The organism is Dongia sp., from assembly GCF_041909655.1.
Classification (GTDB): domain Bacteria; phylum Pseudomonadota; class Alphaproteobacteria; order Dongiales; family Dongiaceae; genus Dongia.
On record NZ_JAYRDA010000007.1, the window covers coordinates 90348 to 105279 of the forward strand.

General features: G+C 63.2%; 15 protein-coding genes. 13 read left to right on the forward strand and 2 right to left on the reverse strand.

The window, feature by feature from the left end:
• Nucleotides 1–33 precede the first annotated feature (33 nt).
• The gene (locus ACE3PR_RS15450; protein ID WP_374373664.1) at nucleotides 34–645 is read left to right on the forward strand and encodes a glutathione S-transferase family protein; all 612 of its coding nucleotides are present in this window, start codon (nucleotides 34–36) and stop codon (nucleotides 643–645) included.
• 70 nt (nucleotides 646–715) lie between these two features.
• Complete coding sequence (locus tag ACE3PR_RS15455) at nucleotides 716–2779, forward strand: pyridoxamine 5'-phosphate oxidase family protein (protein ID WP_374373666.1); 2064 nt, start codon at nucleotides 716–718, stop codon at nucleotides 2777–2779.
• Here ACE3PR_RS15455 and mutM read toward each other — a convergent pair.
• Nucleotides 2776–3600: a bifunctional DNA-formamidopyrimidine glycosylase/DNA-(apurinic or apyrimidinic site) lyase gene (mutM, locus tag ACE3PR_RS15460; protein ID WP_374373668.1), complete on the reverse strand. Its 825-nt coding sequence runs from the start codon at nucleotides 3598–3600 to the stop codon at nucleotides 2776–2778. The genes ACE3PR_RS15455 and mutM overlap by 4 nt on opposite strands.
• A 117-nt stretch (nucleotides 3601–3717) precedes the next feature.
• Between mutM and ubiE the strand changes: the two genes are divergently transcribed.
• The 10 genes from ubiE to ACE3PR_RS15510 all read left to right on the forward strand — a co-directional run bounded on the left by ubiE (nucleotide 3718) and on the right by ACE3PR_RS15510 (nucleotide 13143).
• Complete coding sequence (gene ubiE / locus ACE3PR_RS15465) at nucleotides 3718–4497, forward strand: bifunctional demethylmenaquinone methyltransferase/2-methoxy-6-polyprenyl-1,4-benzoquinol methylase UbiE (protein ID WP_374373670.1); 780 nt, start codon at nucleotides 3718–3720, stop codon at nucleotides 4495–4497.
• Complete coding sequence (gene ubiB / locus ACE3PR_RS15470) at nucleotides 4498–6051, forward strand: 2-polyprenylphenol 6-hydroxylase (RefSeq protein ID WP_374373672.1); 1554 nt, start codon at nucleotides 4498–4500, stop codon at nucleotides 6049–6051. It abuts the gene before it with no gap.
• Nucleotides 6048–6482, forward strand: coding sequence for a YqaA family protein (locus ACE3PR_RS15475; RefSeq protein WP_374373675.1), 435 nt, complete (start codon nucleotides 6048–6050; stop codon nucleotides 6480–6482). The genes ubiB and ACE3PR_RS15475 overlap by 4 nt, the downstream gene beginning before the upstream one ends.
• 87 nt (nucleotides 6483–6569) lie before the next feature.
• Complete coding sequence (coaBC, locus tag ACE3PR_RS15480; protein ID WP_374373677.1) at nucleotides 6570–7778, forward strand: bifunctional phosphopantothenoylcysteine decarboxylase/phosphopantothenate--cysteine ligase CoaBC; 1209 nt, start codon at nucleotides 6570–6572, stop codon at nucleotides 7776–7778.
• On the forward strand, nucleotides 7775–8263 hold the full coding sequence (dut, locus tag ACE3PR_RS15485) for a dUTP diphosphatase (protein WP_374373679.1): 489 nt from the start codon (nucleotides 7775–7777) through the stop codon (nucleotides 8261–8263). Before coaBC ends, dut begins: the two co-directional genes overlap by 4 nt.
• A 31-nt stretch (nucleotides 8264–8294) precedes the next feature.
• Nucleotides 8295–8750, forward strand: coding sequence for an Rrf2 family transcriptional regulator (locus ACE3PR_RS15490; protein ID WP_374373682.1), 456 nt, complete (start codon nucleotides 8295–8297; stop codon nucleotides 8748–8750).
• Between the two features lie 34 nt (nucleotides 8751–8784).
• On the forward strand, nucleotides 8785–9744 hold the full coding sequence (gene cysK / locus ACE3PR_RS15495; protein WP_374373685.1) for a cysteine synthase A: 960 nt from the start codon (nucleotides 8785–8787) through the stop codon (nucleotides 9742–9744).
• A gap of 123 nt (nucleotides 9745–9867) precedes the next feature.
• On the forward strand, nucleotides 9868–10635 hold the full coding sequence (locus tag ACE3PR_RS15500; protein ID WP_374373687.1) for a ThiF family adenylyltransferase: 768 nt from the start codon (nucleotides 9868–9870) through the stop codon (nucleotides 10633–10635).
• On the forward strand, nucleotides 10632–11123 hold the full coding sequence (locus ACE3PR_RS15505; protein ID WP_374373689.1) for a hypothetical protein: 492 nt from the start codon (nucleotides 10632–10634) through the stop codon (nucleotides 11121–11123). Before ACE3PR_RS15500 ends, ACE3PR_RS15505 begins: the two co-directional genes overlap by 4 nt.
• Before the next feature lie 244 nt (nucleotides 11124–11367).
• Nucleotides 11368–13143, forward strand: a complete 1776-nt coding sequence (locus tag ACE3PR_RS15510) for a hypothetical protein (RefSeq protein WP_374373691.1) — start codon at nucleotides 11368–11370, stop codon at nucleotides 13141–13143.
• A 22-nt stretch (nucleotides 13144–13165) separates the two neighbouring features.
• On the opposite strand, the gene ACE3PR_RS15515 is transcribed toward ACE3PR_RS15510, so the two are convergent.
• Nucleotides 13166–14149, reverse strand: a complete 984-nt coding sequence (locus ACE3PR_RS15515; protein WP_374373693.1) for a 2-hydroxyacid dehydrogenase — start codon at nucleotides 14147–14149, stop codon at nucleotides 13166–13168.
• A 278-nt stretch (nucleotides 14150–14427) separates the two neighbouring features.
• Here ACE3PR_RS15515 and ACE3PR_RS15520 point away from each other — a divergent pair, with 278 nt between their 5' ends.
• Nucleotides 14428–14928, forward strand: a complete 501-nt coding sequence (locus ACE3PR_RS15520; RefSeq protein ID WP_374373695.1) for an SH3 domain-containing protein — start codon at nucleotides 14428–14430, stop codon at nucleotides 14926–14928.
• The last annotated feature ends 4 nt before the right edge of the window (nucleotides 14929–14932 follow it).

Consider the following 14932-nt stretch of genomic DNA (forward strand, 5'->3'; position numbering starts at 1 on the left):
TTCCCTTCCCTTTTCTCTCCAGGAGACGTCCTCATGAAGCTCTATCATCATCCTCTGTCCGGTCATTCCCACCGTGCCCGCCTGTTCCTGTCGCTGTTGGACATTCCACATGAGTTGGTCCTGGTCGATCTTGCCAAGGGCGCCCATAAGGCCCCGGAATTCCTGAAGCTCAATCCGTTCGGCCAGGTGCCGGTGCTGGAAGATGACGGTGTGATCGTGACCGATTCCGTCGCCATCCTGGTTTATCTCGCGAAGAAGCTGCGGCGCGGCGATTGGTTGCCGGAAGACGCCCTGGCTGCCGCCAGGGTGCAGAAATGGCTGTCGGTCGCCGCAGGTGAAATCGCTTACGGTCCGGCTGCGGCGCGCCTCATCACCGTGTTCGGCGCCAACTTCCGGCCGGAAGAAGTTTTGACCCGTGCACACAATTTGCTGAAGCAGATCGACGCCGAATTGAGCGGCCATCCGTTCATCGTCGCGGCGACACCGACCATCGCCGATGTGGCGCTCTACAGCTACATCGCCAGCGCGCCGGAGGGGAATGTCGATCTCGCGGACTATGCCCATGTGCGGGCGTGGCTGGCACGGATCGAGGCACTGCCGGGCTTCGTCGAATTTCAGAAAACGCCTGTGGGCCTGGCGGCTTAAAGATCGAACCGGCACGGGGTGCGGGCTTCGCTTTCATCCCGTGTTACTCTTTCAAAGGAAAGGTCAGCAGATGACCCTCGCAGAAATCACCACCGCATCACCCTGGCATGACGGCGAAGTCACCCTTCAGCGCAGCGCCGGCGTCGCCGACCGCATGGCGGATGTGGGTCGCCGGGTGATCCGCGACTACATGCCGGACCAGCATCGCGATTTTTTCGCACAGCTGCCCTTCGTCGTGCTGGGATCGGTCGATGCCCAGGGCGACGTCTGGGCGACCTTGCGGGCGAATGAGCCGGGCTTCATGCACTCGCCGGATCCACGGCGCCTTCGTGTCAGCCTTGCCCGTGATCCGGGCGATCCGGCGGAGGCGGGTTTCGAGGACGGCGATGCTGTCGGGCTGCTCGGGATCGAATTGCACACGCGGCGCCGGAACCGGATGAACGGCACCATACGGCGTCAAGACGAGAACGGTTTCACCATCGCGGTGGGGCAGAGTTACGGCAATTGCCCGCAATACATCCAGCTGCGGCATTTCGAATTCACCCGTCCGGCCGTCCGGTTCCAGCCGGTCGAGACCGTGCAACACCTGACGGCCTTGAACGACCGCGCAAAGGAGATGATCGGCAGCGCCGATACGTTCTTCGTCGCCTCCTATGTCGATTTGGCCGATGGCGGGCGTCAAGTGGACGTGTCGCATCGCGGCGGCAAGCCGGGCTTTGTGCATATCAGCGACACGGACGTCCTCACCGTGCCGGATTTCGCCGGCAACCTGTTCTTCAACACGCTGGGCAATTTCAGCGTCAATCCGCGCGCCGGGCTGGTCTTCGTCGATTTTGCGACCGGCGATCTGCTGCAGATCACCGGCGTGCCGGAAGTCGTGCTCCAGGGGCCGGAGATCGCGGCGTTCCAGGGGGCGGAGCGTTTCTGGCGCGTAACACCCACCCGCATCCTCTACCGCCCGGCGGCGTTGCCGTTGCACTGGGCTGATGAAACGCAAGGGGCCTCGCCCAATTCGCTGATGACCGGCGATTGGGCCGAGATGGCGGCGCGGCTCCAGGCACAGGATCGCGCCAAGCAATGGCGCCCGTTCCGCATCGAGAAAATCGTGGCGGAAAGTGCCAGTGTGAAGTCGTTCTATCTGCAACCGCTGGACGGCGTCGGCCTCATTGCGCATGAGGCGGGGCAGCATCTGCCGATCCGCCTCACTTTGCCGGGCGCCGACAAGCCCGTCATCCGCACCTATACGCTGTCGGCAGCGCCCTCCGACGGCTTCTATCGCATCAGCGTCAAACGCCAGGGCGCGGTATCGATGCATCTCCATGGGCTGAGCGCCGGCGATACGCTGGAGGTGCGGGCACCCGCCGGCCGTTTCACCGTGGATGCGCTGGAGCCCCGGCCGGCCGTGCTGATGGCGGCCGGCATCGGCATCACCCCGATGCTCGCCATGCTCCGGCACATCATCTTCGAGGGCTTGCGCAAGCGCCGGGTCCGCCCGACCTGGTTGTTCTACGCCGCCCGCAACACGGACGACCGTGCCTTCGACGGCGAGATCGCCGGATTGCTGGCACAGGGGCAGGGCCTGGTGCGCCTGGTGCGGGTGCTGAGCGAACCCGGCGACGCGCGCGCCCAGGAAGATTACGAGGTCGCGGGCCGCATCGACATGCCGCTGCTGAGCGCCACTTTGCCCTTTGGCGATTACGATTTTTATCTGTGCGGGCCGGGGCCGTTCATGCAGGCGGTCTATGACGGGCTGCGCGGCTTCAATATTTCGGATAGGCGCATCCATGCCGAGGCGTTCGGTCCGGCATCGCTGACGCGCGTCGCGGATGTCGGCGCGCCTGCGATCGTGCTGGGGGCGCCGTCGAAAGAATCCGTGCCCGTGGCCTTTACGGCATCGGGCAAGGAAGCGCGCTGGTCACCGGCCAGCGGATCCTTGCTGGAGCTCGCGGAATCGCGCGGCCTGGCGCCGCCCTTCAGCTGCCGCGCCGGGAGTTGCGGCAGCTGCCGCGCCAGGATCGTCGAGGGAGCCGTCACCTATCACACACTCCCCAGTGCTGAGATCGGCAAGGACGAGGCGCTCATCTGCTCGGCGGTGCCGGCGGAAGGGACCACGCGGCTGCTTCTTGATCTCTAGCGCTGGTCGTGCGGGCAATAGAAGGTCGAGCGCGCGCCTTGGGTGATGCGCTTGATCGGCCCGCCGCAGATCCGGCAGGCCTCGCCTTCGCGGTCATAGACTTTCCAGCGGTGCTGGAAATAGCCGAGCTCGCCATTGGCCTGGACGTAATCGCGCAAGGACGAGCCACCGGCCTTGATCGCGTCCTTCAAGACCTGCTTGATGGCGGCGGCGAGCTTCTGCGCGCGCTCGCCCTGGACGGTGCCGGCGCGGCGCCTGGGGCTGATCCCGGCGCGGAACAGGGCCTCCGAGGCATAGATGTTGCCGACTCCTACCACCAGGCGCTGATCCATGATGGCGAGCTTCACCGAGGTCTTGCGGCCCTTCAGCATCGTGGCGAGCGAAAGCCCGTCGAAAGCCGGATCGAGCGGCTCGAGGCCGAGACCCCGGATCAGCTTGTGGTCATTGAGGCTGGCCGCCGGCACCAGATCCATCATGCCGAAGCGCCGCGCGTCGTTGAACCGCACGCAGGTGCCGTTATCGATGTCGAAGACCACATGATCATGGCGGTCGAGGAGGCCCGGCCGCTTTTCATTCACCACCATCGAGCCCGACATGCCGAGATGGACGAGGAGCACATTGCCGTCATCGAGATCGATGACGATGTATTTGGCGCGCCGGCGAATGGATTCGATGCGGCGGCCCGTGAGCCGCTCGGCGAATCCTTCCGGGAAGGGAAAGCGCAGATTGGCCCGGCGCTGCTCGACATGCTGGAGGCGCCTGCCCAGGAGTTTGAGGGCAAGGCCGCGGCAGACGGTTTCGACTTCGGGTAATTCGGGCATGGCGGTCTAGCGGTAAGGCCGCTTGCGGCCTGCGTCAAGCCGCCCCGCAGGATCGGTCCCGGCAGGCTGGCTTCGGCGGGCAAGTGCCGCTAAAGTCCGGCCAAACAGGACAGAATCATGCCGGTCGAAACACCCGAAGATCATCAGACACAACCCGAATCGGGCGCCACCTGGTTCGGCTATCGCCGGATCGAGGCGGGGCAGAAGGCGGCCCTCGTCCAGGGCGTCTTCTCCTCGGTCGCGGGGAAATACGACCTCATGAACGATTTGATGTCCGGGGGCATCCATCGCCTGTGGAAGGCGGCGATGCTGGATTGGCTCAATCCGCGCCCGGGCTGGAACTGCCTTGACGTGGCGGGCGGCACCGGCGATATCGCCTTCCGTATCCGGGAGCGTCAGCCCCAATCCCATGTCACCATCTGCGACCTCACCCCGGCGATGCTGGAAGTGGGTCGCGATCGCGCAATCGACAAAGGCATCTTGAGCGGCCTCGATTGGGTCAGCGGCAATGCCGAGGATCTTCCCTTCGAGGAGATGCAATTCGATTCCTACACCATCGCCTTCGGCCTCCGGAATGTCGGGCGTCAGCAGCGGGCCCTCGAAGAAGCCTACCGGGTGCTGAAACCCGGCGGGCGCGTCCTCTGTCTTGAATTCAGCCATGTCGCCGTGCCGGCACTGGCACAGCTTTACGACACCTATTCCTTCAAGGTGCTGCCCTGGCTGGGCGAGATCGTCGCCAAGGATCGCGATTCCTACCAATATCTGGTGGAATCGATCCGCAAATTCCCGACCCAGGACAATCTCGCCGCGATGATGACCAAGGCCGGCTTTCGCCAGGTTTCCTACCGCAACCTCACCGGCGGGATCGCCGCCCTTCATTCCGGCTGGCGGGTCTAGATGATCCGCTCCATCCGTTCGCTCTACCGGCTCTTTGCCATTGCCATCTGCTTCGCCCGCCATGGCGCCCTGGCGCCGTTCGAAGCAGCCCTCAGCAATGCGGGTCTCGCGCCGATCCTGCTGTTTTTCGCCCGTGTCCTGTTCGGCCGCCCGATCGAAGGCTCGCGCCCGGGCGAGCGTCTGGCCGCGGCTTTGTCCGAGCTTGGCCCGGCTTTCATCAAACTGGGCCAGGTGCTCTCCACCCGCTCCGATCTCTTAGGGGAGCAGGTGGCGGCGGATCTCGCCAAGCTTCAGGATCAATTGCCGGCCTTCAGCGCCTTTGCCGCCAAAAGCCGGATCGAATCGGAACTGGGCGCACCGCTGGCCGATCTCTTTGCCAGTTTCGATGACGAACCGGTTTCCGCCGCCTCGATCAGCCAGGTCCATTTTGCGGTCACGTCGCCGGAACTCGATCATCCCGACGGCCGTCCGGTCGCGGTGAAGGTGCTGCGCCCGGGCATCGAGGATGCCTTCCAGGCCGATATCGATCTGCTGCTGTGGATCGCCGAGATCATCGAGCGCACGCAGCCCAAGCTCCGGCGCTTGAAGCCGGTCGAGGTGGTGCGCACCTTCGCCGCCACCGTCCGCATCGAAATGGATCTTCGCCTGGAAGCGGCCTCGGCATCGGAACTCCGCGACAATTTCGAAGGCGATCCCACCTACCGTGTCCCCGCGATCGATTGGTCGCGCACGGCGCAGCGGGTGATGACCCAGGAACGCATGATCGGCATCCCGATGGATGACGGCGAGGCGATGCGCCAGGCCGGGCTCGATGTCGACGAGGTGCTGACCAAGGCGGCGGGCATCTTCTTCAACCAGGCCTTCCGCGACGGCTATTTCCATGGCGACCAGCATCCCGGCAACATGACCGTGGGCTATGACGGCGCCATCCAGGTGGTCGATTTCGGCATCATGGGCCGGCTCGACCGCAAGACGCGCTTTTACTTGGCCGACATGCTGCTGGGCTTCCTGGAACGCGATTACATGCGCGTCGCCAAGATGCATATCGAGGCAGGCTATCTGCCGCAGACCCAGTCGATCGATGAATTCGCCTTGGCCTTGCGCTCGATCGGCGAGCCGATCCAGGGCCGACCCCTTCACGAGATCAGCTTTGCCACCATGCTGGGCCAGCTCTTCTCCATCGCCGAGACCTTCGACATGGAAGTGCAGCCGCAATTGCTGCTGCTGCAAAAGAACATGCTGATGGCCGAGGGTGTGTCGCGCCAGCTCAACCCCACGCTCAACATCTGGACGTTGGCCCGGCCGCTGATCGAACAATGGATGATCGAGAATCGCGGTCCCAAGGCCCGGATCGAACAGGGCATCGTCGATTTCCTCGATGTGATCGAACGTGGTCCCGGCGTCCTCAAGAATGTCGACCGACTGGTGAGCCATCTGGCCGAAGGCGGGTTGAAGCTCGATCCCGAGGCGCTCCGCGTCATCAACCGCACCGGCTCCAATTGGTGGCTCTGGATCATCATCGCCGTCCTCACCGCGGCCCTTCTGTTCCGTTGACCCTCCTTGCCTATCTGACGCTTTTTCTTGCCGCCTTCGGCGCGGCGACGATCCTGCCCGGCTCGTCGGAGGTGGTGTTCACCGCTTTGCTGCTCGAACACCCGGAAGCCCTTACCCCGCTGCTCATCGTGGCCAGTATCGGCAATACCCTGGGCGGCGTCGTCAACTGGCTGCTGGGACGTTTCCTTGTGGAGTTCCAGGAGCGTCCCTGGTTTCCCGTCAATCCCCGGTGGCTGGATCGGGCCAGCCAGCTTTTCCAGCGTTTCGGCTATCCCCTGCTGCTGCTGTCCTGGCTGCCGGTGATCGGCGATCCCCTGACCGTGGCGGCGGGTGTCCTCAGGGCCCGGTTTCTGCCGTTCCTGGTGCTGGTTCTCATCGGCAAGGCGGCGCGCTACGGGATGATCGGCTTCGCCGTTTCCGCCATCGCCTAGGCGGTTCGGTGCCTGGCCGGGACCGGGCATCTTGAATTTCGCCACTGCTGACAGTAAATACTAACATTCACTGTGGAATGTCTGGAAATGAGCGCCAGCAAGCGGGTTCTCCTCATCATCGCCGGCGGGATCGCGGCCTATAAGGCGCTGGACGTGATCCGGCGCGGGCGCGAGCGTGGCCTCACCTTCCGCGTCATCCTGACCAAAGGCGGGGCGCAATTCGTGACGCCGCTTTCGGTCTCGGCCCTCTCTGGCCACAAGGTCTATGGCGATCTTTTCTCGCTCACGGACGAAGCCGAAATGGGCCATATCCGTCTGGTGCGCGAAGCCGATCTGGTCGTCGTGGCCCCGGCCACCGCCGACATCATCGCCAAGATGGCCCATGGCCTCGCCGACGATCTCGCGACCACGGCACTTCTCGCCAATGACCGGCCGGTGCTGATCGCGCCTTCGATGAATGCCGTCATGTGGGCGCATCCGGCGGTCCAGGCTAATATCGCGACCCTGCGCGCGCGCGGCGTTTTCACCGTGGGTCCCGGTGCCGGCGATCTTGCCTGCGGCGAAGTGGGCGACGGGCGTTTGGCCGACCCGCTCGACATCGTAGGCGCCATGCTGGCGCGCCTCGCCCCCGGCCCGCTCGCCGGATTGAAGGCGCTCGTCACCTCCGGCCCCACTTTCGAGGCGATCGATCCCGTGCGCTTCATCGGCAACCGCTCCTCGGGGAAGCAGGGCCACGCCATCGCCGCGGCCCTCGCTGCGGCCGGTGCTGCTACGACCCTCATCAGCGGCCCCACGGCGGAACCGGATCCCGCCGGCTGCAAGGTCATCCATATCGAAAGTGCCGCCGAGATGCTGGCCGCGGCGCAGAATGCGCTGCCCGCCGATATCGCCATCTGCGCGGCGGCGGTTAGCGATTGGCGACCGGCGCATCTTGCCAATCAGAAGATGAAGAAGCGCGAGGGTGGCGAGCCGCCCCGGATCGAGCTGGCGACCAACCCCGACATCCTCGCGACCCTTGCCGCCGCCGGTCCGCAGCGCCCGCGTCTCGTCGTGGGTTTCGCCGCCGAGACCGAACGCGTGGTCGAGTTCGCGCAGGTGAAGCGTGCGAAGAAGCAATGCGACTGGATCCTCGCCAATGACGTCTCGCCCCAGACCGGTACTTTCGGCGGCGCGGAGAACGAGGTGCATTTCATCACGGCTTCCGGCGCCGAAGCCTGGCCGCGTCTTTCCAAGCGCGAGCTCGCGGCGCGCCTTGCCGCCCGCATCGCGGATCATTTCGGGAAATCGGTTGCATGAATGACGTCACAGTCGCCATCAAGCGCTTGCCCCATGGCGCGGATCTACCCTTGCCGGCCTATGCGACCGCGGGCGCCGCGGCCCTCGATCTCGTGGCGGCGATCGCGGCACCCGTGACGCTGCCGCCTTTGGGGCGCGCGCTCATCCCGACGGGCATCGCCATCGCCTTGCCGGCGGGTTACGAGGCACAGGTGCGGCCGCGCTCGGGCCTTGCCCTGAAGCAGGGCCTCACCATCCTCAATGCGCCGGGCACGATCGATGCCGATTATCGCGGCGAAATCGGCGTCATCCTGGTCAATCTTTCCGACGCGCCGGTGACGCTGCAGCGTGGCGACCGCATCGCGCAATTGCTGCTGGCCCGAGTCGCGCGTCTCGCCTGGGACGAAGTCACCGAACTGCCGGCGACCGATCGCGGCAGCGGCGGCTTCGGTTCAACCGGTGTCGGTTCCGCGGGTATCGCTTCGGCGGGTATCGCCGCCCGCTGATTTTCGTTTTTGCTTTCCGGGGAAACAGAACGTGCTGCATCCATCGAAACGCCTTCTCTTCGCCATCGAAGCGGTGCTCGACATCGCCTATTATGGCGGGTCGCAGCCGGTGCAATCGGGCGAGATTTCCGCACGCCAGGGCATCCCGCGCCGCTATCTCGAACAGGTGCTGCAGCATCTCGTGCGCACCGGCATTCTCGCCGGCCATCGCGGGCCCAAGGGCGGCTATGTGCTGGCGCGCGAACGCCGCCGCATCAACCTTGGTGAAATTGTGCGCGCCGTCCGGCAGTTCGAGGGCCAGCCCGATCCTATCCAGACCGCCGCCGGTTCGCGCGTCGCCCTCGAAATCGTGCGGCCGGTCTGGCGCGAATTGCAGCAGGAAATGCTCAACCGCCTCGACGACATGACGCTCGAGGATCTCTGCCAGAAGGCGCAAACCGCCGGCATCCAGACCGATGCCATGCACCGTCTCGATTTCAGCATCTGACCCATTCGACCGATCCATCAGAAAGACCGATATCATGAGTGACGCCCCCACCTTCCGCGGCAAGATCTACGACAACTTCCTCGCCACCATCGGCGCCACGCCGGTCGTGCGCCTCGGCAAGCTGGCCCGGGCCGAGGGCGTCGCGGCCGATCTCCTCGGCAAGCTCGAATTCTTCAACCCGCTTTCCTCGGTGAAGGACCGCATCGGCCTTGCCATGATCGAGGCGCTGGAGGAGAGCGGAAAATTGCAGCCGGGTGGGACGCTGATCGAACCGACCAGCGGCAATACCGGCATCGCGCTGGCTTTCGTCGCGGCCGCCAAGGGCTATCGCCTCATCCTCACCATGCCGGAAAGCATGTCGCTGGAGCGCCGCAAGATGCTGCGGCTGCTGGGCGCCGAGCTGGAATTGACGCCGGCCGCGCGCGGCATGTCGGGCGCCATCCAGCGCGCCGAGGAACTGGCGGCCGCGACGCCGGGCGCCGTCATTCCGCAGCAATTCAAGAACGCGGCCAATCCGGCGATCCACCGCGAGACGACCGCCCGGGAAATCATCGCCGATTGCGGCGGCAAGCTCGATTATTTCGTCTCGGGCGTCGGCACCGGCGGCACCATCACCGGTGTCGGCGAAATCCTGAAGAAGGAAATCCCCGGCGTGAAGATCGTCGCCATCGAGCCCGAGGACAGCCCGGTCCTCTCCGGCGGCCAGCCCGGCCCGCACAAGATCCAGGGCATCGGCGCCGGCTTCGTGCCGGAGATTCTCAACAAGGGTGTCATCGACGAGGTGCTGCGCATCTCCAACGTCAATGCCTTCGCGATGGCGCGGAAGGTTGCCAAGATCGAAGGCATGCCGGTCGGCATCTCATCGGGTGCTGCACTCACCGCCGGCATCGAGCTCGGCCAGCGCCCCGAAATGGCCGGGAAGCGCATCCTGGTCGTGCTGCCGTCCTCGGCCGAACGCTATCTCTCGACCGCCTTGTTCGAGGGGCTGGAGTAACAGAGTTTAAACTGTCATGGCCCGCGCAGGCGGGCCATCCACGAGTTTGTCCGCCATTGATGAAAAGAAACTCGTGGATCCCCCGCCTGAAGCGGGGGATGACGAAAAATCATCGGGTAAGCCATGACCGACCTCACCGACCGGCAGCTGGAACGTTACGCCCGCCATGTCATCCTCGACGAAGTGGGCGAGGAGGGGCAGGGCCGTCTGCTCGATGCCAAGGTGCTGGTGGTGGGGGCGGGCGGCCTCGGTGCGCCGCTGCTGCTTTATCTCGCGGCCGCGGGTGTGGGCACGCTCGGCATCATCGATGACGACACTGTCGATCTCTCCAATTTGCAGCGCCAGGTCATTCATGACGAGGCCTCGATCGACCGGCCCAAGGTGGAAAGTGCCACCGCGCGGCTGCAGGCGCTCAATCCCGATATCACGATCGAGATGATCGCGGCACGCCTCACCGCCGAGAATGCCGATCAGATCGTCCAGCGTTTCGATCTCGTCGCCGATGGCAGCGACAATTTCACCACGCGCTATCTCTTGAACGATGTCTGCTACCGCCAGAAGAAGACCCTGGTTTCGGCGGCCCTCTTGCGCTTCGACGCGCAGCTCTCGACCTTCAAGCCGCATCTGGGGGGCGATCATCCCTGCTATCGCTGCCTCTTTCCCGAACAGCCGCCGGAAGATTTGATCCCGCGCTGCGAAAGTGCCGGCATCCTGGGCTCGGTCGCGGGCGTCATGGGCTCGCTGCAGGCAACCGAGATCCTCAAGGAAATCATCGGCATCGGCGACAGCCTCTCCGGCCGCCTCCTCATGTACGACGCCTTGGGGCCTCAATTCCGCGAAGTCAAATTCAAGCGCGACCCACAATGCCCGACCTGCGGGCGGCCGGCATGAAGGAGAGGCGTGCTTGGCAGGATTTGTCGTGGCCGCGACTCATCCTCGGCGCGGCGATCGCACCCGTACCAGCGCTCTATATCGGCTTCGCTGCTTTCGTGCTGGCCAACAGTGACAAGAAAATCGACCGCTTGCTGCAATGGTGGATTCCGGAGACATATGCGTATGTCTGGGGCTTCGCCTTTGCCTTCGCCGTGCTCTATCTCAACGCTGTATCACGCTTGCGCAAACGGATCGGTCTGGTGGAATGCCTGGCCGTCGGTGGCCTTGCCGCCTTCCTGTTGGCCGAAGCGTTCTTCCTGGCGGTCGAACTGGACATCATGGGTCCGCTGCCGACGATGATCTTCTTTCCTGCGTTCTTTCTGATGGGTGGCGAACACCTGCCGCAGTTGGGCGCCATCCTCGGCCTCATCCTGACACCCGCCGGCATCCTTTCCGGCTGGATTTTCTGGCGCCTTAGTGTGGCACCGGCAAAGACCCCAGAATGAGAAGCGGCCCCTCCCGAAAAGGACGATACGGCCCATCTGCTCAGCAGCGAGGAAAACGCGCGTCGCTTGACCAGGGATCGGGAGCAGTGGGGTGAGCGCGTCAGTTACAGGCTGAGTTCGCGTCGTCGGGAACAACTCAGCCTTGTGAAGCTGACGCGAACGAGTCTCGCGCAATTGAAGATGACGACGCAAATCTAATGCTTATCCTAGCTGTCAGGGAAGTGGGAAACCAGCGGGGAACAACGTGGTTGCCAAATATCTCAACTGGTTGCTGCAGGGTCTAGCCGGCGTCCTGATCGGCCTAGCCGGATTCTTCCTTGCCATTTCCCTGTCAGACTCGATCGCCGAAAGCGCCGGGTTTGCCATCATTTTCGCGATTCCCGTTGTTCTAATCCTGTTGGCGCTACCGTATCTGGCGGTGGTTGGACTCGGTGTCCTGGGGCTAGCAAAGAACTCAGGCGCCTTTGCCCTCGGCGTCGTTTTAGCCCTAGGCATCGGTATTGCTGCTCATCGGTCGGAGATCCGTTCCGTCGATGAAATGACGGAATCTTTGATCGAACGGAATCCCGAGCTTCAGTCCCGTACCATAGAGAAACCGTCACGTTCGTTCACAACGATCGAGCTGAACGACTATTTTTGCAACCAGTTGTGCCAGCAGATACTTGCCTCGGAAAAATACGCGCGCGTGATCTTAACTGCGCGTAAGCAGCAGGTCGTTGCATTGAAGGGCGAAGCCTGCCTTGAGAGGGGTATTGATCGAAGTGTACTCGAGTTTGCCGAGAAGGGTCACGGCTTTGTGTGCGCTCAAACGGAAGCTCTGAATACCGGGTCAACCACACTTCCTGATGCACTCATTTTACGATTCAATCGGGATTACTGGGCGTCCGAAGAGTCCGAAGTCGGTAGGTATTTTTCCGGCTCTGCAGCGGCATTGCTAGAGCGCATCGATGGAAGGGAGAGGCTGCTGGGCAGGTGGCTCCACGGAGAGATCAAGGAACAGCGGGATGGCAACCTCAATGATCTGGTGCTAGGTCGCCCGAAGTTCAATAAAGTTGGCCAATTTTTCACGGATGATGCCTTCGTTGTTGAGGCATTGGGCGTCAAGTCGGCCTACGATCAGGAGATTTCACAAATCCGAATGCAGCAATCCTTGCGCGCGATCACCTTGGCGCGACAGGATGAGCGCCTTGACGAGGGCGCGCTAAGAGCATTGTTCGAGCTCTTGAATCACTATCAGGGGGCATATCCGGAGATCGTTGCGGAACACCTGCTACAAGGACTGGAGGCCGGTGAATATGACGATCGATCCGTGCTGATCGCGCTGGGAAAGTATAACCCGCCCACCCTTGTTCCGTACCGTGCGCTTGTCACGAAAGCTCTGCTTTCCGGCGATATGGAGCAGGCTAACATGGCAGCCAGGCAAATCTCGAGGCTTGAGAAGGGGGCCGTCAGCGATTTCAGTGAAGTTATCTTCGCTTTGATTGATCGAGACGTGTCTCAGCCGACAGGCGAATACATTGATATGTTCTGGCGCCTCTTTCCGGAGGCGAAGCTGCCGATTGACGGTGCTCGGCGTGATCGCATCGTAGAGCGGCTTAGAACCGACCTGCAGCCAGATCGTCGGACAACCATCTTTCTGGCTATGGTTTCGTGCGGAGAGCCTAACGCTCGCGACGTCATGGACAATATCCTCGCCGAGATGCCGGTAGCTGCGTTCGAGCGGGTAGTGAGACACACCGTCGATGTCGAAATTCTTGGTTGGTCAGCTATCTGCGCGTCATTCGATAAGAATTGGACAAAGGACGAGATCAGCTTGGCTCTGCATTTCTTGCCGGCGATGTCGGATCTGGGTTTTTTAGAGATTGGCGACCGTCTCTATAGTCTCTCTTTCGCTAGGTCTGACGAAGCCATGCGGCAGCGGATTGCCGAACTGGCAAAAGCCCGGCTTGCAGCAGTAACAGCCAGTAAAAACCCGGACGGGGAACGAATCATCAAGCGACTTGAGTACTTGGCCCGATAGACCTGCGCGCGACCCGTTTCTCCTATAGCAAAGCTTCCAGCACCCGGTCGGGCGGTTTGTGGCCGTCGACGAAGGTCTTGATGTTGATGATGACCTTCTCGCCCATATCGACGCGGCCTTCGATCGTGGCCGAGCCCATATGGGGCAGCAGCACGACATTGTCGAGGCGCAGGAGCTTGGGGTTCAAGGCCGGCTCGTGCTCGAAGACGTCGAGACCGGCGCCGGCGATCTCCTTCTTGTCCAGCATGCGGGTGAGCGCATTCTCATCGACCACTTCGCCGCGCGCGGTGTTGACCAGGAAGACATGCTTCTGGAGCAGCTTCAACCGCCTGGCCGAGAGCAGGTGATAGGTGGCCGGCGTGTGCGGGCAATTGACCGAGATGATGTCCATGCGCGAGAGCATCTGGTCGAGGCTCTCCCAATAGGTCGCCTCCAATGCTTGTTCGACCGCCGGCGCCACATGGCGGCGGTTATGGTAATGGACCGAAAGGCCGAAGCCCTTGGCGCGGCGCGCCAGCGCCTGGCCGATGCGGCCCATGCCGATGATGCCGAGGCGCTTTCCATAGATGCGGTGGCCCAGCATGCTCATCGGTCCCCAGCCCTGCCATTTGCCCGACCGGATCAGGCGCTCGCCCTCGGAGAGGCGGCGCGACACGGCGAGGATCAAGGCCATGGTCATGTCGGCGGTGTCCTCGGTGAGGACGCCCGGCGTGTTGGTGACCGTGATGCCGCGCTGGCGGGCGGTCGCCAGGTCGATATGATCGACGCCGGTGCCGAACGAGGCGATGAGACGCAATTGCGGCCCGGCCTGGGAGAGGACGCCCGCATCGATATGGTCGGTGACGGTGGGCACCAGGATATCGGCGGTCTTCACCGCCTCGATCATCTCCGCCTGGGTCATGGGATGGTCATCGAGATTGAGCCGGACGTTGAACAGCTCCATCATCCGCGTCTCGATGACGTCGGGCAGCTTGCGCGTCACCACCACCAGGGGCTTGTTGCTCATCTTCTGACCATCTCCCGTGCGGGGGCGATGCCGTGGCCGGACCAGGCCGCGTTCCCCCGCCAGATTCCAATGCTGCAGTGGTAGCAAGCGGGTGGCGGATTTGTCGAGGGGCAGGCCGCCGCCGGGTCACCCGCCGGGTCATTCTGGGCCGGGTTTGGGCGGTATCGCGCCACCCGAGGTCCCATTCGCGACATGTGCCGGCCCGATCCTGGATCAAACGATGAATGATGTGACGGCAATGGCTTGACCACCGGCTCGGGCGCCTATAATCGGGCTTCATGGTCGCGACTCGGACATTCATCACCACCGCCCTGGCTTTTGCGCTGGCCCTCCTGCTCACCACAAGCGGGGCCTGGGCGCAGGACAAGCTGCCATTGCCGCGCTTTGCCAGCCTGCAATCGGCCAAGGTCAACATGCGGGCAGGACCCGGCGAGACCTATCCGATCCTCTGGACCTATCAGCGCGCCAATCTCCCGGTCGAGATCATCGAGGAATTCGAGATCTGGCGCCGCATCCGCGACCATGACGGCGTGGTGGGCTGGGTGAAGAGCACGCTCCTCACCGGCAAGCGCCATGTCCTGGTGCGCGATCAGCAGCGGATGTTGCGCCGGGAACCCATGCCCGATGCGGCACCGGTCGCCTATGTCGATCCCGGCGTCATCCTCTCGGTGCTGGAATGCGAGGGCGATTGGTGCCGGCTGGATGTCCAGGGCTATCAGGGCTGGTTGCAGAAGAGCGAATTCTGGGGCGTCTACGCCACCGAATCCATCACCGACTGATTGC

What these genes read in the sequence shown, in the direction of transcription:
- dut (WP_374373679.1), top strand. Translation starts at nt 7,775, where the DNA reads ATGAATGACGTCACAGTCGCCATCAAGCGCTTGCCCCATGGCGCGGAT.
- ACE3PR_RS15505 (WP_374373689.1), top strand. Translation starts at nt 10,632, where the DNA reads ATGAAGGAGAGGCGTGCTTGGCAGGATTTGTCGTGGCCGCGACTCATC.
- mutM (WP_374373668.1), bottom strand. Translation starts at nt 3,600, where the DNA reads ATGCCCGAATTACCCGAAGTCGAAACCGTCTGCCGCGGCCTTGCCCTC.
- ACE3PR_RS15520 (WP_374373695.1), top strand. Translation starts at nt 14,428, where the DNA reads ATGGTCGCGACTCGGACATTCATCACCACCGCCCTGGCTTTTGCGCTG.
- ubiE (WP_374373670.1), top strand. Translation starts at nt 3,718, where the DNA reads ATGCCGGTCGAAACACCCGAAGATCATCAGACACAACCCGAATCGGGC.
- coaBC (WP_374373677.1), top strand. Translation starts at nt 6,570, where the DNA reads ATGAGCGCCAGCAAGCGGGTTCTCCTCATCATCGCCGGCGGGATCGCG.
- ubiB (WP_374373672.1), top strand. Translation starts at nt 4,498, where the DNA reads ATGATCCGCTCCATCCGTTCGCTCTACCGGCTCTTTGCCATTGCCATC.
- cysK (WP_374373685.1), top strand. Translation starts at nt 8,785, where the DNA reads ATGAGTGACGCCCCCACCTTCCGCGGCAAGATCTACGACAACTTCCTC.
- ACE3PR_RS15455 (WP_374373666.1), top strand. Translation starts at nt 716, where the DNA reads ATGACCCTCGCAGAAATCACCACCGCATCACCCTGGCATGACGGCGAA.
- ACE3PR_RS15500 (WP_374373687.1), top strand. Translation starts at nt 9,868, where the DNA reads ATGACCGACCTCACCGACCGGCAGCTGGAACGTTACGCCCGCCATGTC.
- ACE3PR_RS15515 (WP_374373693.1), bottom strand. Translation starts at nt 14,149, where the DNA reads ATGAGCAACAAGCCCCTGGTGGTGGTGACGCGCAAGCTGCCCGACGTC.
- ACE3PR_RS15450 (WP_374373664.1), top strand. Translation starts at nt 34, where the DNA reads ATGAAGCTCTATCATCATCCTCTGTCCGGTCATTCCCACCGTGCCCGC.